The sequence below is a fragment of the Paenibacillus oryzae genome, from assembly GCF_001675045.1.
Lineage (GTDB): Bacteria > Bacillota > Bacilli > Paenibacillales > Paenibacillaceae > Pristimantibacillus > Pristimantibacillus oryzae.
The window spans coordinates 48637-67208 of sequence record NZ_LYPA01000078.1 but is presented as its reverse complement, the minus strand read 5'-3'; the positions used below and the strand labels follow the sequence as shown (position 1 = coordinate 67208).

The following is an 18572-nucleotide window of genomic DNA, read 5'->3' as shown; positions in this document are numbered from 1 at the left end:
AGATTATTATAGCGATTTAAATAGGCTTTTGTCAACAATTTCACATTGCGATTTTCCTGCGCAGACCGAAACCAACATAAGGCAAGCCCTATCCCATGCTGTACAGAGCGGCTTGCTATGCTATAGTAGAGCCAAACCACTATTTCCGCAAGAGGGGAAAAAAATATGACGACAGTTGGACTGATCGTGGAATACAATCCGTTTCACAACGGTCATCGTTATCATTTGCAGCAATCCCGTAAAATAACAGGAGCTGACGCCGTAGTCGCCGTCATGAGCGGCCATTTCCTTCAGCGCGGCGAACCCGCGATGGCGGACAAGTGGCTGAGGACGCGTATGGCGCTTGAGGGCGGCTGTGACCTCGTTATCGAGCTCCCCGTCGCTTACGCCACCCAGCCGGCGGAATGGTTCGCCTACGGAGCCGTCAAGCTGCTTAAGGCCACCGGCGTCGTTGACGCTTTTTGCTTCGGGACGGAAAGCGGGAGCCTGGCCCCCCTGCTTGCCGCCGCGGATGCAGCGGCGTTTGAGCCGCAAGCCTTTAAGGATTTGCTGAAGCAGCAATTAAATCAAGGAGTGCCTTATCCCTCCGCCTATAGCTCCGCCATCGCGTCCTATTTGAATGAGCTGGGACTTCCGGAGGCCGCTTCATTTCCGTTCAGCCAGCCCAACCATACGTTAGGCCTGCATTATCTCATTGCCCTGAACCGGCTTGGCGGCGGCTTGCGGCCTTACACCATTGCCCGCCAAGGCGCGCAATATGGCGACACCTCCATAGACGACGGTCCGATCGCCAGCGCCACAGCGCTGCGAAAGCTGTTGTCGGAGGGCGGAAGGCTTGAGGATATTAAGCCTTATGTACCGGCTTCAACGCTACATATTTTGACCGAAGCCAGGAAAAACGGCATTCCTCCTATCGGCTGGAACACCTTTCTGCCTCAGCTTATGCATGTCATTGCAACAAGCGGGGCTGCCGGCCTGCGCGAGCTTCGCGACATGACAGAAGGGCTGGAGCACCGTATCGTCAAGTCGTTAGCCGTTATGCAAGGTTTTGATATGGAGCATCTGCTGAACGCGCTCAAAACGAAGCGGTACACGCGAACCAAGCTGCAGCGCGCCTTGCTTTCCATCCTGCTCGGACATGCCAAAAGCGACTTCACCCGCGAAAAGCTGGAGGAGGGCGTTCGCTATATACGCGTATTGGGCTTTTCGCCCAAGGGTCAGGAGCTGCTGGCGGAGATGCGACGCTCCGCCGCTCTTCCCGTCCTGCTTAACGCCTCGCGGCTGGCGGAGACAAACCGCTATCTGGAGCTTGATATCGCGGCTACAGGCGCTTATATGCTAGGCATGCCGGGAGCGGATTTGCCCTCCGCCATGCTGCGGGATTTCCGGGACAAGCCCGTTATGCTGGCTCCCGAATGAAATCCTCAATGACATCCAGCGCCTCTTGAAGAGTTCTCACTCCGGCGATTTTCATCGGCGAATGAAGCGCGGCTGCTTTTTTGCGGGCGTCCGCCTCATTCCCGAGCGGAACCAGAAACAGCTCGGCTCCTTCGGAGCTGGTCGATACGACCTTTTGCGAGATGCCTCCAATATCCCCCACGGCGCCGTCAGGGCTAATCGTCCCGGTCGCTGCTATCCGGCGGCCGCCAGTCAAATCTCCCGGCGTCAGCAAATCGACGCCTTGCAGCGCAAACACGAGGCCGGCGGACGGCCCGCCGATGTTATTGGCGGAAATATTCAGCTTATGAGGAGTTTTCTCCGGGACAAGCTCTTGCTTCTCCGCAAACCCGGCAACGCCAAGCCACGCAGCAAATTGCTCCAAACGCTCATTTTCTGAGTATTTGAGGGCATTTCCTGCCGCATCTGACGACTTCTCCAATTCCAACACCATGCGCTCGCCTCCGCGATCAATAACAAGCTTCCATGCCTCGTTCGTCTGGCGGTTCAGCTGCCACCGGCTTACGGCATCCTTTATGTCGCGGAACGGCTCCTCCCCTTCTGCGCCGATTAAAAGGTCTCCCTGCTCCAGCATCTGAGAGCCTTCGCCTGGAACAATCCCGGTTACAACGATAGCAGAGACCCGATGCGTATAAGTTACGGAAAGATGACGGTATACCGCTTCCACGGCATTACTCTGGGAATTCTGCATCACTACGGCCAGCTGCCGGACATACTGGCTGCGGCTTGCATCGCCGTAAACGTCCCGCTTTCGCATAAGATCATAATCCCGTTGAAAAGCCGCCTTTGCCACGTTCCAGAAGTTAGGCTCCGTCAGCTTGACAGCCGTCAATAAAAATTCGCCTTCGCTTTTGTCTTCGTGAGGAGCGGTCTCTGTTATTCCATTGTCAGCGGGAACGGAATTTTCATCCAATTCCTCCAATGTAATCATCGGCTCCACAGATATCGCAATGCCGGGCTGAAATAGGACAAAAGGCGTTGGCGCATACAGCAGCAGCCACATGAACAGAGCTGTACCGGCTGCTGAATATATCATTTTTTTCCATGGGGATCCATTACGTCCCATATCGGCATTCACCTGCTTGAAGCGGCCATTTGCAAGCATCGTCGCTGCGTCCTGGTCTAACCTGAAAAATATAGCGTACATATGTAAGATCAGGTTGTCCACGAAGACATAGGAGCTGACTCCCATGGCAAAAACGGTAATGCTTGCAATATTGTCCATTCTTCTGGTATGTTGTATCATTTTGCAGCCCGATGTTTCCTTTCAGGCTTCCTTAAAAGGATTATCGATCTGGTGGGACATTGTGTTCCCGGGGCTGCTTCCTTATTTTGTCCTATATGAAATCATGCTTGCCTTCGGCCTGGCCCACGGATTAGGCGCTCTGCTACAGCCAGTGGCTTCGCGTCTGCTTCGCATGCCCGGTGAAGCGGTGATCGGACTTGCGGCAGGCTGGATGGGCGGATATCCCGCAGGAGCCGAGCAGGTTGCGCGGCTGTGCAGAGAAGGGCGGCTGAACAACAGTCAAGGCCAGCATCTGCTGGCCTTGTCCCACATGCCCAACCCCTTGTTTATGATCGTTATTGTTGGCGCGTCATTTCTGCAAACGCCAACTGCCGGGCTGATCGTAGCCGCCGGGGTCTGGTTATCCGCCCTGTGGCTGCTGCTTCTCTCCTCGATATGGCCGCAATTCCCGCATGGCAATCCGCATAATCAGCAGCCAGCTCCCGCTCGCCCGCACCCTCGGCATGGATTGCTTGCCGCTGCTGCCTTCGCCATGAAGGCAGGCCGGGAAAGCGACGGAAGAAGCTTTGGCAGAGTGCTGGGAGAATCCGTAACGGCAAGCGTGCAGCGGCTCATGATCGTTGGCGGGTTCATGATCGTGGCTTCCGTGCTTGCGAGGCTGGCGGAGCCATTGCTGCTCCCGCTTAGCAACATGGGATTTCCGTTTGTCGGCCAGGTTTTATTTGAAGGCCATTTAGGGGCGTATGCCGCATCGCTGTGGAATCTTCCCGGAGCGGGATTGCCGCTCATTTGCGCCGCCATTGCCGCAGCCGTCTCATGGACTGGAATAAGCGGCATTTTACAAGCAGGCTATTCCATCGGCGGCACCGGACTAAAGCTTTTTCCGTTTATGATGTACCGGTTGAATCATGCCGTACACGCGTTTCTTGTTACCCTGCTCCTATGGGGTCCGGCCGGGAAGCTTTTTTCCATGCTGGCTCCGGACGGCGGCTTTCCTGTTTTGGCGGAAGGAACAACCCGTCTGTCGTCCCATGGTCCGCTGTCGGAGGCTCAAGCCTTTACAGCCGTCAATATGCCTACGCTATGGCCTTATTCCGCCGCTATTTTTGTTGGCGGGGCCGTACTGTTGTGCAGTCTGTATTTCCTGTTCAAATGGCGCCCTGTTGGCCGCACTGAAATATAACCGCTTTCGCCTTATTGCTGTGCCTTGCGCTCGCGGTATTTCTCTTTCAATGCGATTTCCACGCCTGGCGGCACCAAATCATGCACCTCGCCGTCGAATTGCGCAATTTCTTTAACAATGCTGGAGCTTAAATAAGAATATTTAGGGTTGGTCATCATAAAGACGGTTTCAATATCCTTATCCAGCTGGTGGTTGGTTGAAGCCAGCATCAGCTCGTATTCAAAATCAGTGACCGAGCGAATACCGCGAACGATCACATCCGCCCCCTTGGACCGCATAAACCGGACCGTCAAATCGCGGAAGCTGTCAATTTCGACATTGGGAAGATCCTTTGTCGCTTCGCGAAGCAGCTCCTTGCGTTCCTCCACCGAAAACAGCGGGTTTTTGCTGGTATTGTTCAAGACGGCTACCACCAGCCGGTCAAATTGCTTTGCAGACCGGCGGATAATATCCAGATGGCCGCATGTAACCGGATCGAAGCTCCCCGGATAAGCCGCTATTCTAACCTTTGGAGTTGTCTCTTTATTATTTTGATGATCAGGATTCATCGATTGTGGCATATTCCTCGCTCCTATCGCTGCTGTCTATTCCTTCAAAACGGTATATGCTGACGATCGTATCGCCATATTTGGCCTCCCGGATTTGCTGGAAGCCTGTAATCTCTTTGGCATAATGGACCGCCGAATCATGCTCCACCACAATAAGGGCGTCTGGCTCCAGCATCTCCTTTAGCGCCAGCTCCTCCATCTGCTTATCCATGCCGGTCATCCGGTATGGCGGATCAAGGAATACGAGCCGGAATTTCAATCCCCGCTTTGCCAACGCTTTCACTGCCCGCTCCGCGTCGTTACGGTACAGCTCGGCGGCATCTATTGCTCCGACGGCCTGTAGATTAAGGCGAATAATATCGATGCTTGCTTTTTCCTTATCCACCAGAACCAGCTTTTCTATCCCTCTGCTCCAGGCTTCAATAGCCAAGCCTCCCGTGCCCGCATAAAGATCAAGCGCCGTTCCCCCATCAAAATAGGGGCCAATCATGCTAAAAATAGCTTCTTTCACTTTATCCGTCGTTGGTCTTGTCCCATTCCCCGGAACAGCCTTGAGCGCGCGCCCGCGTGCCGTGCCCGCTATGACTCTCACTGCAATTACCCCTTTCACGCTACATTACGCCTACCGCCTATCGTACCACAAATTGTATTTATTAATAAAGAATACGCCGCAACTCCACTGAGAAAACCGCTCCCCTCGGCGATCGAAGATGAGCGGTTGCGTTTAACGGCACGTTTTTTTGCCCATAACAAGCGGAAAAACAGGTGTAATTAATAGGTGTAATGCAGCAGCCTCGCCAGCTTTAATCTTGTATACAGCCCGATCTTGGACCCGAGGTTCGTTCTCCCTTCGTCGGGTAGTCCTTATCAAGTACGGCTTCCATTTGGTCTAACAATAAGCTGGCTTTTGAAATTTGTTTATCATGCATGCTTTCATCGGCTTCCTCGTTTACCCAGATGGAAACAAGCGTCGACTCCTCCGTTTGATACACGCTTGCTGTCACCCATTGCTCTCCCTCAAACGAGCCGGATATCACTCCAACCATGGTATGTCCGTCCGCCTCTGGATTAGCAATCTGCCAGCCGTTGTCAGACCAGATTTTTTCTATTTTTTCAAACGGAATCTTTGTTGAATAATTCACTTCAACGACAGCGCCGTTGTAAGGACAATCTCCGTTAACGATTTTGGCGCCCTCTGAACCGCCAATATCGCCATTGCTGGAGCAAGCTGTGATCAGCACTAGCAATAGGAGCAATAACATTCGTTTTTTAACCATACTTCTACCTCCCGCTTCATCGAATGTTTGCTTCATTCACATAAGGTTAACGAATACACAAAACAAAAAGGGCTGTTATCCCGGTCCTCCATTTCACCCCGTCCATAAGATATAATAAAGGAGGCTCAATATGCCCAGCTACCGGATTATTGTTGATTTGTCGGATAAAATGCTGCATCTGCTTGATGGAAACGTCGTTGTGCGCAGCTTTCCCGTGGGAGTAGGCAAGATGGTGACCAGAACGCCTACCGGCGAGTTTACCATTATTAACAAGCAGCCAAACCCCGGAGGACCTTTCGGCGCTTTTTGGATGGGGTTATCCAAGCCCTCCTACGGCATTCACGGCACTAACGACCCGTCATCTATCGGACATGAGGTGTCCCACGGCTGTATCCGAATGCACAACGAAGATGTGCTGGCCCTTCAGGCAATGGTCCCGATCGGGACAAGAGTAACGATTCGCCCTTAAAAACGAGGAGGAATAAAAATGTGCGGCCGATATACGCTGGTAGTAACGCTCGAGGAATTAATGAAGCATTTTATGCTGGAAAATGAACGGCTGCACACTTATTCGCCCCGTTACAATATCGCTCCCGGTCAATGGGTTCCGGCTATCGTCAACGGTGGCCGGAGCCATATCATCGGCCAGCTTAAGTGGGGGCTTGTGCCAAGCTGGGCCCAATCGGACAAGGAGTCGTTCAAGCTTATTAATGCCCGCGCCGAAACCGTGGCGGACAAGCCCGCCTTCCGAGCCGCCTTCAAGTCGCGGCGATGTCTCATACCGGCTGACGGCTTTTATGAGTGGCAGCGCCGATCCGATGGCACCAAGCAGCCTTATCGCATCGTGATGCGGGAGGAAGGCCTCTTTGCGTTTGCCGGCCTTTACGAAATATGGATGGACAAAGAAGGCAACAAGCTAAGCACCTGCACGATTCTGACCACCGAGCCAAACGAGCTCATGAGCGTCATCCATGATCGGATGCCCGTTATTTTGCAGCCGGGAGATGAACGTATTTGGCTGGATCGCAACAGCCAATCTTCCCAGCTGCAACAGCTGCTGCGCCCATATCCCGACCGGCTTATGGAGGCTTATCCTGTCAATCAAGCGGTCGGCAACAGCCGAATCGACAACGCGGACTTGATCAAACGACTGGTCTAACTAAAGCCCGGACTAACTGATATTATTCAGGCATTGCTGTCATTCGAACGGCCATATACATCCGGCTTGGCAGCTCAATTCGGAAGGCGCCTTCGTAGCTGCCCGGCAGCTTTTCCACCTTCATGTTCCACATATCAAGCAGCTCGACCTGGTAACGGATTCCGGGCTTCATTCTGAACTCACGGGACTTGGGCTGGTTGAAGCCAAAATAAAACAAATAATAGAAGTCCTCCACGCCCGCACAAGGCAAGTCCCAGTCGGAGGGCAGCGGGTCAAGGCCGCCTGCCGGACCTTCTTCAACAACGCGGCGTAAAAACGCGATGCGTTCAGGGCTTGTGCCATATAGCAAGCCGCCTTTGGCCCACCAGATTTTGTCCTCGGGATGCATATAGGTCTCGCCATGCCCCACGTATCCACCGCGAACAAAGCCTTCCCAGAAGCGCCGCACCATTTCCTCCCCCGTAATATTTCCCCAGCCATATTCCGCATTGCCTTCATACGCGCATTCGTCAATAACGACTGGTTTATTCCACTTTTTTCGCCATTCATCCGTATTTTCGGAGGTTTTATAGACGTCCACGCGCTGAATGCTGCAATGAGTTACCCAAGGCTTGTCAAAATCATAGAAGGCTAAGCCGTTATGATTGGAAATCAAATGACGGTAAGGATCATATTCCGTCACGATTCCGCCGTACCGCTCCCAATCCTCCGGCGTTTTGTTCCTCATAAAATCATATTCATTGGCAAGCGACCACCAAATGTGCCGATACGGGGACAATCGGGCTACGATGTATCGCAAATACAGGTCGTCATATTCCGGCTTCATATGGGCAAAGCCCCATCGGTCATAAGGATGAAACAGGATTAGATCCACTTCAATGCCCATTTCCCCAAGCTCGGCAATCCGCTTCTCCAAATGTCCAAAAAACGCCGGATTAAACCGGCTATAATCCCAACCGTCCGCTACCGTCCCCTCAAAAGGATAAAACGGGGGCTCATTAACGTTGTACAGGTACGATTTTGGGAAAACGCACATCCTCAGCTTGTTGAATGGAGCCGTTTTCAACGTTTCCAAGGTTTGCCGCTCCATCTCCTCGCCTTGATGACTCCATGCATAACAGGTTGTTCCTACAGGAATATACGGCGTTCCATCCTCATAGGCAAAATGAAAGGTGTTTCGTACACGGACAGGTCCATGATTGCCCCCTCTTGCCCCCTGGCACTGAAACACCCCTTCTATCCCGTCTAGCGACGCTTCCGGGCTTGCGGTTTTAAACGACCACTCGCCTTCGGCATCCGGCATAAATCGAATGCGATAAACTCCATTTCCATCATAAAAGCCCGATACGCAGCTACTTCGTTTACCCAACGAAAAAAGCGCTTCCAATTTGATGTCGCAAAAAGGGTTTCCTTTCGAAGGTCCGCCCTCCAGCACAATTTCGTAAATGTCCCACTTGGAAACATGACCTGCTTTTGTGACATGAACCATTGAAAAAACTCCCTTCAACATTTGCTCAATCAACTGCTTCATAATGTAAATATAACGGAATCAAGCCAAATAATGTTGCATTTTTTTGGAAACAACACCAAGTATGGTCGTTGCTCATGCCACGTTATTTGGCTTTTACGCCGTGTTGTTGAGACTTGCGTTTAGGGATGTTTAGATTGTCTTGCCCGATTCGCATTCTTTTATTCGCTAACGGGAAGCCACCGAAGTTCGTCTGTTTTTATCGTTTGGCCTGAGGTTTCATACCCCAGCTTATAAAGGGGTTCGCCGGCTTCAGAATAGGCAATGCCATCCAGCTCGTTCCATCGCATAACGCTAGACCATGAAAAGACCATAATTTGACCAGGTCTAACCTCTTTACGCAGGCGGTCAGTCGAACCCATTTCAATGTATGCAACCTTCTCATCAAAGCTTTCGATAGGGACAACTGTAACTCCTTTACCGTTGGTGCCGCCGCTGTACCAGCCAACTAATTTGATCACATCGTCTGTTTTGTTGGCCCATGAGCTGCCGCCAGGCTCCCAGAAAGGAAACGCATAATGGGTTACGATTGTCCTGTACTTGTCCTCGTTTTCATAGAAATAAATATGATAAGGATACATATCCAGTTCATCTAACAAAACCGATTCCTCGTCAATCCAGCGGCTGTTTTGAGCAGCAGCGAAAGAATCTATTCTTTTTCCAACGGCATAGGCCTGAGCAAAAAAGAAAACGATGATAACGAATAAAGCCAGACACGCCGAAAGGTACATTTTTCTCTTTTTGATGCGTTTAGCAACTCTTGCATATGCGATCGTTTCGTCGTCTGCCGCTACTTCCGTCTGCAAGAAATGCTCTGAATCCAGCCCCTTTTTATAGCTTCGGCATTGTTGGCAGGACAATAAATGCTCATCCACTGCATTGCGGCTAGCCTCGCTTGCCACACCATCCTGATAAAGCGGCAATAAATCCCTAATAAGCTCGCAATCCGATTTCATCATCCATGATCCTCCCTTAATTTTGTTTGAAGAAAAGCTTTCCCGCGAAAAAAGATAACTTTGGCCGAACCCTCGCTAATCCCCAAGAGGAGAGCGATTTGAGCATACGGCAATTCGGAATAAAGCCTGTATAGCATAACGTCCCTCGTCCGATCATCCAGATCATTTATAAGCTCTAAAACATGTTGGATAAGCTCCTCGTCCTCCACCCTGCTTTCCAGGTTCGTATTTGTTTTGTTTTCATTTTCATAACTAGCCCTTTTTACAGCCATATGCTGCTTTTTGTTTTTTTTGAGATGCTGATAATAGCTGTTTTTGGCAATTTGACACAACCACGTTTTAATATGGCATCTCCCTTGAAATTTGCCCAATGATTTAAATGCTTGATAAAACGTTTCCTGAGTCAATTCTTCGGCTACAAAAAAATCGTAACCGCTTATTTTGAGCAGAAAACGATGTATGTCTTTATTGTAATCGACATACAATTGCTCGATTTCTTTCACTCCATCACCTCTTGCCCGCCTGTTTTATGATTAGTGTCCCAATTAAATAAAAGGTTACAAAAAAGAGATGGAGATACCAAGTTAAAATCCTTGCCTAACCTTTTCACTATTGGGGTTGGTTATATGGAAAATTCATTCCTTATCTGTGAAACATTTCTGCCGCTTTTCCGTCTAAAATAAAAAAGGAGTTAATGACTATGGCCATTTTCATCATCATCATTTTCATCATTCTGTCAATCGTTAATATTATTTATCCAGCCTTTGGCTGGTACCTTAGATATGGCTGGATGGTAAAAGGCGAATCCGAACCAAGCGATGCTTATCTCGCTATGAGCAGAATCGGCAGCATCCTAGCCCTCGTCATTCTCGTTATCGCTTTGTTCTCAGGGTCATTGCTATTTTAAATTAGTACCGATTCAGAATTATTGCTTGTCCAGGAGACGGAACTATGACCAAAACACAATGGCAGAGGTGGTGTCTAGCATGAATTATGTAGTCTACATTGCAGGTGGAGTAAGCGCCACTTTCTTTATTGCATTAGCAATCATCATTGTTAAGGTATTCGTTACAAGAAAACTTCCCAGCAATCATTATACTCCGTTTGACTACATCACGGCCCATTCCCAAGTTGAGTTTCATGAGGAGAAGCAAGAAAAAGAAGAAGATGATGACCATGGCGATGATAAAAATAAAAATACCCCCACCGTCGAGGAATACATACGAGGATAAACGATTATGAATTTGGAACGTTTCATTATATTCATTATCGTCTAAGTTATAATCAAGGTGGATTTACCCTAGAGCTGGCTTGGCATTTCTTATGGGCTATTTATATTGTCGGCATCATTTGGAAATCTTATGGAATATTGGCGACGGTTACGCCGCTGGCCTCTATGGTTCTTATGATTTGGAAGCCTGTCCCGTGATAATCAAATTAAACAAACAAAATCTGTTCAACAAAAATGAGGCCCTTTTCGAGGGCCTCGTTTCATGGGAGAGGATAGATAAAATTACAAGCGGATACAAAATGCTTTAGATTCATTAGAACCGGATTAATTTTCGTTTGCATACTCCGGGTATTTGGCTTTTAGTTCTTCAATGGAGCGCTTTAATTCATCTATTTTAGCTTGAAATCCTTTTTCTTGATTACTCATTATTTCAAGAGTTTCTTGTATTTTTGGTGTGTTGGGCAATTGTTTTTTCATTTGTTCCATTCCAGCTTTGTTGCTTTCCACGACATTTTGGAATGATGTTAATTCAATTGAATACTTACTAATGGCTTTATCAAAGTCCTCTTTGGATTTGATATTGTTAATGTCAACCTCATTTACATTGGCATCCGGTTTACCGGGAGTGTTGGACTCAGCTTCTTCATTTTTAACGGTGTCCAATTTTATCACACCATCCTTAAATCCAACCTCCTTCCCTACAGCTCTTGCCACCTCGGCAACCGGCAAATATGATTTCCCTTCAAAAGCAAGCGGGGAATTATCCAAATTGACATTAACCCCATCAACCTGAAGGGTAAAATCATTCCTTATCGTTGCAGTAACTTTTTTATTCACCTGTTCAGCAGCTACAGGAATCGCTGTTGCAAGAAATGCCCCAATTATAATGCCAACAATCATTTTTTTCACGAATAATACCTCCTAATAAATTTTTGATATATTGTTACAATTTGCTATTATATATGATTTTTTCTTTATTTTCAACTTTTGCCCTTTAAAGACAAAAAAAGAGCAAGCCTTGACGGCTCGCCCCACTGTAAGTCTATTCAGCAAATAGCGGAGCCACGGCGGGGTAAATCCGCTTAAACCTCGCATATTGCTTGTCGTAATAGGACAGCAGCCTTTCGTTAGGCGCATAGGTCACAGCTGAACCAATGCTTTTAAACATGCGGCAAACCTCCGCATAGTCCGAGCACCAGCCTGCCTGCCGGAACCCCAGCGCGGCTGCGCCGAGCGATGGCAAATATTGCGCGTCCCTCGGAACGATAAGCTCGCATCCCAGAATGTCCGCCATAATTTGGCACCACACTTTGCTTTTTGCTCCGCCGCCGATTAGTGTAACGCGTTGCTTCTTGCCCGGCTGCCGCTCTGTCACCAAGTCAAGCGCTTGGCGCATCGCATAAGCGACGCCTTCCAGCACGGCGGTTCCCATCCGCTCTTTTGTCGTCGTTGGCTTTAAGCCAATAAAGCAACCTGAAGCGTTAACGTCCTGTACCGGGCAGCGCTCCCCGTTCAAATAAGGCAAAAACAATACGTTGTCGCTTCCGCGCTCCGTCTGGTCTACCGTCTTTTCGAACAGCTGATACGATAACAGGTCGCCCGTCCCCCCTCCTCCAAACGCGCTAACAGCCCATTGGTGAGCGTTACCCGCGTTGGAGAGCGGCGCAATCGCGATTTGACGGCCGTTATCGACATAAGCCAGATTAAACGCGCCGCTGTTTACGTCGATATAATTGGAGGTTGCGCTCGCCACCCAGCCGGTCGTACCCACATAAGCGTAAACCTCGCCATCTTCGTAGACGCCTGCGCCAAGAGTTGCCGCCCCTGCATCGCCGATGCCGCACAATACCGGCGTCCCTTCCGCAAAGCCCGACTCTGCGGCCCCGGCTGCAGTAACCGTTCCAACAACGCTATCGGAAGCCATTATTTGGGGCATTTTGCCCGACGGCACTCCATATTGGTCCAGCCACGCGCCAACCCATGTCCGGGTTCTCGCATCCATACAGCCGGTCGTAGCGGCCGATGTTGGATCCGTTGCACAGACGCCCGTAAGCCTTGCCACAACGTAGTCCTTGGAGCTTACGAGGAAGCTTCTCGTATCGCGAAACAACTCTTCCTCGTTTTCTTTCAGCCACAACATTTTGGGGAAGGTTAACGTCCCGTCCATATGGTTTTCTGTCCGTTCGTGGATATGCTCCTCACCAAGCTCTGCAAGCAAACGCGCGGATTGCTCTGTCGATCGGCCGTCCGCATATAGAATTGCGGGGCAAAGCGGCTCAAGATCATCCCCCACCGGGATGCAGTCCTGCATCTGGCCGCTGAAGGTCAGCGCGGCAACCGCCTCAGGCTTGATGCCGACTTTGAACCAGGAAGCGGCAATTCGTTTAACCGCTTCATACCATTGCGCAGGCTCCTGCTCGATGTATTCGCCGCGGCGCAATACCGTAAGCTCCATATTTTTTTCCAGAAAAATACCGGCCTCCGAAGTCACAAGCATTCCCTTCACGTTTGTGGTACCAATATCGAATGAAGCTATATATTTCATCTACTCACCCCTTGCCGTGGAGTCTATGGTTTCCAGCTTCATTTCCGCAACCAGCCGGTATAAGTAGTCCTTCTCCAGGTTCTCGCAGCATCTGACAAGCACCGAACCAACAACCGCGCCATCGAAGCCTCCTTGCACAGCTTGACCAACCAGATCCGGCGAACGAAGACCAAACCCGGCGACGAGCAGCCCCTCCGGCAAATGAGGGCGAATCCGTTGGCACAGCTCCGCCAAGCCTTGAACGCTGGCCATCGGATCACCCGTTACGCCTGAATAGGATTGGGCATAGATGACCGTAGCGCCATCGCAAACCCGGCGAATCTCAGACTCGTCCATTGCGCTATTAACAAAACGAATAACGTCGATACCCGCCGCTCCGACTTCGCGCTGCAAGCTAATCTGCTCTTCCAGCGAGCAGTCAGGCAGCACAAGCGCGTCAATCAGCTTTTCCTCCATTAATTGGCGGTACAGGCCTTCATCAATAAGTTCGCGCTTATAACCCATTGCCCAAATCGGGCGGGCCACCTCGCGACGGACTTTGCGCCAAAGGCCAAGCAGCCCGTCCGAGGGGGAGGCGCCCGCATCCAGCGCCCGCTTGTGCGCGCGCTGGATAATTTGACCGTCAGCTATTGGATAGAGACTTGGGACGCCAAGCTCGATAATATCAATCCCTGCCTGCGCACTGGCTTGTATCATTTCGAAAGACTCGTCGATTGCGGGATCGCCCGCTACCAAATAACCAATGAGCAAAGCTTCTCCTCTCTCTTGGGCTGCTCGATAAATGTCTACGTTTAGAGGGCTATGCATCTTTTTCAATATCATGATTTCCCACGTCCAAGCTTCTGCATGAGAACAGCCGCGATGACGATACAGCCCGTAATGACGTCCTGCATAAACGTAGGTACTTCCAGAATCGTCAAGCCGTTAGCCAAAATGCCAATAATTGCTGCGCCCACGAACGTGCCCCAGATGTTCGGAACGCCTTCTTTAAAGGAAGTCATACCCAGAAAAGCCGCCGCGTACGCGGATAGAAATAAGCCGTCTCCGCCTGTCGGATGCGCGGAACCAAGCCGGGATGCCATCAGGATGCCTGTCAATGCAGCCAGCATTGCACACAAGGCAAACGCCATGTTTTTGTTAAACGCAACCCTGACTCCCGCGACGCGGGAAGCGGATTCGTTGCCTCCGATTGCGTACAGCTTGCGACCGAAGGGCATATGCGACATCACGTACCAGAAAATAAGCGTTACAAACAGCATAATAAAGGATAACACCGGAATGCCCATCCATTCGGATTGACCCAAATAACGGAACCCGTCCGGTATATTCTCAAATACAGTGGCCCCGCCGGTGAGACGGAAGTTAATACCGCCAAGAATCGTACCCATCGCTAGCGTTGTAATAAAAGAGAGCACTCGGAACCGCGTAACAATCCAGCCGTTCACGAAACCAATAATGAACGCGGCGGCCATAGGGGCCAGAAATGTGAGCCAGATCGGATAACCTGAAACGGCCATCTGCGCCGCGAATACGCCCCCAAAGCTGGCGACTGCGCCGACGGACAAATCAAACTCCCCAACGGCCATAACAAGCGTGGCTCCAAGCGCGATAATCACGAGGAACGATATTTGCCGGCTAATATTGATAGCGTTATCAATTGTTGCGAATGAATCCGGGCTGAGAAGAGAAAAAGCCAATATAATCAGAATTCCTGCGGCAACTGTGCCATAGGTGCGAATAAGCCTTACATACGGAATTCCCGCGCGCGCTTCAACCATGATGTTCACTTCCTTTTCCGTGACTGTAGCAGTAGCCGAGCACTTGCTCGGAGGTCACGCCGTCATTGTCCAGTTCAGCCACGAAATGGCTGTCATGAAGGACATACAGGCGATCGGAGATATCCAATACTTCTTGAAGATCAGACGACACGAACAGAACCCCGCAGCCTTTATCGGCTTGCGCCTTCAGCAGACGGTGGATTTCTTCACGCGTCATAACATCGACCGCTTGGGTCGGCTCGTCACACAGAAACAATACCGGATTTGAGAGCAGAGCCTTAGCAAAGACGACCTTCTGTTGATTGCCCCCGCTCAGCTGGCCGATCATTTGCTCGGAGCCTGCCGCTTTTACGTTCATTTCCTGCATCCAGGCGTTGACTTCCGTCCGTTCGGCCCGGGACCGAAGCTTCAGCAGGCCCGAAAACCGTTTTAAAACCGGCAGTGTCATGTTTTCACGTATCGACATGCCTAGAATGAGTGCATCGCGCTTGCGTTCTTCGGGAATGAGTACAACTCCATTCTCAAGAGATCGTTTCGGAGTAGGCGCGGCCACCCTGCGTCCCGCAAGCTGAATGCTTCCGCCCGCAGGTTCGCGCAGCCCGTAGATTGTTTCCAGCAATTCCGTGCGGCCTGCGCCAGCCAAACCAAAAATGCCAACAATCTCTCCCTTACGGACGCTGAGACTGACCTCTTTTACTTTTCCATCTTTCGTAGACAGGCCTTTCAATTCAAGCACGTTTTCTTCCGTTGCCGAAATCCCCGTCCTCTTCTGAGATTTCTTCACTTCGGCATTGCTCATTAGCCGGACCAAGCCGTCTTTGTCCGTTTCGGAGGTATTAACGGTCGCAACCCGCTGGCCATTGCGAAAAACCGTAATGCGGTCGGACAGCCGGAAAATCTCGTCCATGCGATGGGAAACGTACAGAATCGCCGTCCCCTGCTCGGTCAATCTCTTAATGAGAGCGAATAGTTTCTCCGCCTCCTGGTCCGTAAGCGAAGCCGTCGGCTCATCTAGAATAAGCAGCTGGCACTCCAGCATCATGGCCCGCAAAATCTCCAGCATCGTTTTTTCGGGAGGGAACATCCGGTCTGCGGTTTTATTCAAGTCAATATCGACGCCCAAATCGTTCCGGAGTTTTTCCGCCTGCTGCTTCATCGCCTTCCAGTTCACGCCGATTCGCGCTTGGTTTGCTGGATAGTCGAGCCCCAGAAACAGGTTTTCATACCCGGTAAAAGAAGGAACGAGATGCCGGTCCTGGTGCACGACATTAATGCCGAGCCGTCTGGAGGCCACAGGGTCTGGAATATCGACCTTCGCGCCTTTCCATTGAATGGTACCTGCATCCAACGTATAGACGCCGGTCATGATTTTGATGAATGTTGATTTGCCCGCCCCGTTTTCACCAACGAGCGCATGAACCTCCCCGGGCTTGACCTCTAAGCCAACCCCGGAAAGCGCATAATGCTGCCCGAACACTTTGTTCAGTCCTTCGACTTTCAGTAGGGTCAATTGGGAATCCTCCTTCGGGTAATTATTCGCTGTCTTTCGTGATAAGGCTGGCCGGAGCATAAAGCTCGGTACCTTCAGCCGGCTTGCCTTCAAATACCAGCTCAATTTGCTTAACAACAATCTCCGTCATGCCTGTAAAGTTTTGTTTAACCGTAGCTACGAGCGGAGAGCCTTTTTTTATCATTTCCACCGCCTGGCTGTTTCCGTCAATGCCAGTGACGATGATATCTTTGCGTCCGGCTGCTTCGATTGCTTGCGCCGCACCAATTGCCGCTTCATCCCAGCCCGCCCATACTGCAGTGATGGACCCTTCGGCCTTGTTGGACAACAGCAGGCTTTCCATCTGCTTCCTGGCATTTTCGATTGGTCCCGGAACCTCGACTTGCTGCTCCGTCGCCACGGAGATGTCCGGTTTAGTCTTCAGCAGCTCGTCCAGCTGTACCGTACGAGCCAAAACGCCGGGATGCGGGCGATGCGTCAGAATGACCAGTTTGCCTTGATCGCCAATTGTTTTGAACAGATGCTCGGAAATCATCTTGGACATTTCATTATTGTTGCTCGTTGCGTTCATGACCATCCCGTCGATATAACCGGAGTCAGCGCCGAACACCGGAATGTTTTTTTCCTTGGCGCGTTTGATCTGGCTTTTCAGTTGGTTGGGATCGGTGCTTACAAGCACGATTGCATCGGTTTTGGAAGCGATGACATCTTCCATACGGCTCGCAAGCTGTCCCATGTCGCCTTTGGAATCAACTACGGTCGCTTTCCACCCTTTATCGGCCGCTTGTTTCTTAAGCGATTCGACCATCTCGTTTGTTGTAACAGACGATAGGTAAGGCGTCATGATGGAAATCGTCTTGGAGCCGCTTTTCCCTTCGGATTTCCCTCCGCATGCAGTCAACGCCATTACCATTAAAAGCGCTATCAAAATCAAAGTTCCTTTTTTCATTTACGTGACGCCCCCTTATAATTGTGGAAAGATCCGTTGTTTTTAATCGCCGCAGTGCGGCTGCCCGGGTTTACCGGGCAGGGTGTTTACGCTGCCAATCCAGCAGCTGCTTGGCCGTATCCATATCCGTGACGAGCACGTCCATGCACTTGCCCCTCAGAGCGGAAACAATCGCTTCGACTTTGTCTTCGCCGGAGGCGATCGCGATCACATTCGGGATCGCTTTAATTTCGTCAATAGTAAGCCCGATCATACGAGCTTCTCCATCATAATGTACTCTTTCCCCGCTTCCATCCAGAAACGATGTAGAAATATTGCAAACCGCGCCTTTCGTTCGCATGTCTTGCATCTCTTCGTCGCTGAAATATCCGGAACGAACAATCGTCGCCTGATCCGACACCTGTCCAATGCCGATCAGCGCAAGCGATACTTTACCGGCGGCTTCAAGCACGTCGGAAATTTCTGATTCATTCAGAAAAAAATCTCTGGCCTGAGGTGACGCAACAACGGCGGGCGCATTAAGAAGCAGATGGCGGGATTTAAAACGTTCCGCGAACACGCGCGCATTCGAATTGGCGTGCCAGGTTCCGCCGTCCGATCCGAAACCGCCGATCATTGGAACAAATTGAACGTCCTTCCGGTCGGCATAATGCATTTCCTTGCCGACCGACGCAATCGTGCGCCCGGCCATTATACCAACGACGTCCCGATCCTTGATCGAACTCTCAAGCAGCGCCGAAGCGGCTCGAGCGACATGCAGGTCAATCATTTGACGATCAGCGCCCGGCACATGAACAACGATGACATCGTGGATGCCAAACGTCTCCGCAATGGCTCTCTCATAGGCCTGCTCCTCCGAATATGGATTGCGTATACTTATCTGCACAATCCCCTCCGACTTGGCTGCTGCAAGCATTCTGCTTACCTGCGGACGAGAGATGCCCAGCCGCTCGGATATTTCCTGCTGGTTCATTCCGTCCAAGTAATACATCGTGCTGACCTTGACCAACAACCTCGTTTTTTCTTGGCTTACATCATTCACAATGGGTCTTATCCCCCTCTCCCTGAACATTATTTCTTGTTTGAATATTTGTTCTGGAATCATCATACTACATTATGAAAGGGCTTGCAAGAACATAATTTCTGGCAGGATCATATGTTCAAAATTGCAAAATCAGGCTTTTTTTGAGCATTACAAAAACTC

20 protein-coding genes are annotated in these 18572 nt (G+C 50.6%); 6 read left to right on the top strand and 14 right to left on the bottom strand.

What is annotated here, in order from left to right; genetic code table 11:
• Positions 1–165: 165 nt before the first annotated feature.
• A complete protein-coding gene (locus A7K91_RS23580) occupies positions 166–1419 on the top strand; it encodes a nucleotidyltransferase (RefSeq protein ID WP_068686942.1) in 1254 nt (417 codons plus the stop codon).
• Here the strand turns inward: A7K91_RS23580 and A7K91_RS23575 are convergent.
• Entirely contained in the window at positions 1400–2563 is a 1164-nt protein-coding gene (locus A7K91_RS23575) for a S16 family serine protease (protein ID WP_169833448.1), read from the bottom strand. The genes A7K91_RS23580 and A7K91_RS23575 overlap by 20 nt on opposite strands.
• A gap of 85 nt (positions 2564–2648) precedes the next feature.
• On the opposite strand from A7K91_RS23575, the gene A7K91_RS23570 reads away from it, so the two are divergent.
• Complete coding sequence (locus A7K91_RS23570) at positions 2649–3887, top strand: hypothetical protein (RefSeq protein ID WP_068686940.1); 1239 nt, start codon at positions 2649–2651, stop codon at positions 3885–3887.
• An 11-nt stretch (positions 3888–3898) separates the two neighbouring features.
• Here the strand turns inward: A7K91_RS23570 and coaD are convergent, their stop codons facing one another.
• The 3 genes from coaD to A7K91_RS23555 form a co-directional block, all read right to left on the bottom strand.
• Positions 3899–4447: a pantetheine-phosphate adenylyltransferase gene (coaD, locus tag A7K91_RS23565; protein WP_245697794.1), complete on the bottom strand. Its 549-nt coding sequence runs from the start codon at positions 4445–4447 to the stop codon at positions 3899–3901.
• The gene (rsmD, locus tag A7K91_RS23560) at positions 4425–5045 is read right to left on the bottom strand and encodes a 16S rRNA (guanine(966)-N(2))-methyltransferase RsmD (RefSeq protein ID WP_425415672.1); all 621 of its coding nucleotides are present in this window, start codon (positions 5043–5045) and stop codon (positions 4425–4427) included. The genes coaD and rsmD overlap by 23 nt, the downstream gene beginning before the upstream one ends.
• A gap of 193 nt (positions 5046–5238) precedes the next feature.
• The gene (locus A7K91_RS23555; protein ID WP_068686938.1) at positions 5239–5712 is read right to left on the bottom strand and encodes a hypothetical protein; all 474 of its coding nucleotides are present in this window, start codon (positions 5710–5712) and stop codon (positions 5239–5241) included.
• A 130-nt stretch (positions 5713–5842) separates the two neighbouring features.
• On the opposite strand from A7K91_RS23555, the gene A7K91_RS23550 reads away from it, so the two are divergent.
• Entirely contained in the window at positions 5843–6181 is a 339-nt protein-coding gene (locus A7K91_RS23550) for a L,D-transpeptidase (protein ID WP_068686937.1), read from the top strand.
• A gap of 18 nt (positions 6182–6199) precedes the next feature.
• On the top strand, positions 6200–6871 hold the full coding sequence (locus A7K91_RS23545) for an SOS response-associated peptidase (RefSeq protein ID WP_068686936.1): 672 nt from the start codon (positions 6200–6202) through the stop codon (positions 6869–6871).
• A gap of 22 nt (positions 6872–6893) precedes the next feature.
• On the opposite strand, the gene A7K91_RS23540 is transcribed toward A7K91_RS23545, so the two are convergent.
• The 3 genes from A7K91_RS23540 to A7K91_RS23530 form a co-directional block, all read right to left on the bottom strand.
• Positions 6894–8360, bottom strand: a complete 1467-nt coding sequence (locus A7K91_RS23540; RefSeq protein WP_068686935.1) for a DUF5605 domain-containing protein — start codon at positions 8358–8360, stop codon at positions 6894–6896.
• Positions 8361–8560: 200 nt separating this feature from the next.
• The gene (locus A7K91_RS23535; RefSeq protein WP_068686934.1) at positions 8561–9358 is read right to left on the bottom strand and encodes a zf-HC2 domain-containing protein; all 798 of its coding nucleotides are present in this window, start codon (positions 9356–9358) and stop codon (positions 8561–8563) included.
• On the bottom strand, positions 9355–9858 hold the full coding sequence (locus A7K91_RS23530) for an RNA polymerase sigma factor (protein ID WP_068686933.1): 504 nt from the start codon (positions 9856–9858) through the stop codon (positions 9355–9357). The genes A7K91_RS23535 and A7K91_RS23530 overlap by 4 nt, the downstream gene beginning before the upstream one ends.
• Before the next feature lie 197 nt (positions 9859–10055).
• Between A7K91_RS23530 and A7K91_RS23525 the strand changes: the two genes are divergently transcribed.
• Both A7K91_RS23525 and A7K91_RS23520 read left to right on the top strand, forming a co-directional pair.
• Positions 10056–10262 carry a DUF6199 family natural product biosynthesis protein gene (locus A7K91_RS23525; RefSeq protein ID WP_068686932.1) on the top strand — a complete coding sequence of 69 codons (207 nt, stop codon included), beginning with the start codon at positions 10056–10058 and terminating at the stop codon, positions 10260–10262.
• A gap of 79 nt (positions 10263–10341) precedes the next feature.
• Positions 10342–10587, top strand: a complete 246-nt coding sequence (locus A7K91_RS23520) for a DUF3951 domain-containing protein (RefSeq protein WP_068686931.1) — start codon at positions 10342–10344, stop codon at positions 10585–10587.
• 323 nt (positions 10588–10910) lie between these two features.
• Here A7K91_RS23520 and A7K91_RS23510 read toward each other — a convergent pair whose 3' ends face one another.
• From A7K91_RS23510 to A7K91_RS23480, 7 genes are all read right to left on the bottom strand, one after another.
• Positions 10911–11495 carry a hypothetical protein gene (locus A7K91_RS23510; protein ID WP_068686929.1) on the bottom strand — a complete coding sequence of 195 codons (585 nt, stop codon included), beginning with the start codon at positions 11493–11495 and terminating at the stop codon, positions 10911–10913.
• 133 nt (positions 11496–11628) lie between these two features.
• The gene (locus A7K91_RS23505; RefSeq protein WP_068686928.1) at positions 11629–13131 is read right to left on the bottom strand and encodes a xylulokinase; all 1503 of its coding nucleotides are present in this window, start codon (positions 13129–13131) and stop codon (positions 11629–11631) included.
• On the bottom strand, positions 13132–13953 hold the full coding sequence (trpA, locus tag A7K91_RS23500; protein ID WP_082967710.1) for a tryptophan synthase subunit alpha: 822 nt from the start codon (positions 13951–13953) through the stop codon (positions 13132–13134).
• Complete coding sequence (locus A7K91_RS23495; protein ID WP_068686926.1) at positions 13950–14909, bottom strand: ABC transporter permease; 960 nt, start codon at positions 14907–14909, stop codon at positions 13950–13952. Before A7K91_RS23495 ends, trpA begins: the two co-directional genes overlap by 4 nt.
• Positions 14902–16419 carry a sugar ABC transporter ATP-binding protein gene (locus A7K91_RS23490; RefSeq protein WP_068686925.1) on the bottom strand — a complete coding sequence of 506 codons (1518 nt, stop codon included), beginning with the start codon at positions 16417–16419 and terminating at the stop codon, positions 14902–14904. The genes A7K91_RS23495 and A7K91_RS23490 overlap by 8 nt, the downstream gene beginning before the upstream one ends.
• 22 nt (positions 16420–16441) lie before the next feature.
• Positions 16442–17368 (bottom strand): sugar ABC transporter substrate-binding protein, encoded by a 927-nt coding sequence (locus A7K91_RS23485; RefSeq protein ID WP_068686924.1) that lies wholly within the window; start codon positions 17366–17368, stop codon positions 16442–16444.
• A 70-nt stretch (positions 17369–17438) separates the two neighbouring features.
• Entirely contained in the window at positions 17439–18410 is a 972-nt protein-coding gene (locus A7K91_RS23480) for a sugar-binding transcriptional regulator (protein ID WP_068686923.1), read from the bottom strand.
• Positions 18411–18572: the final 162 nt, after the last annotated feature.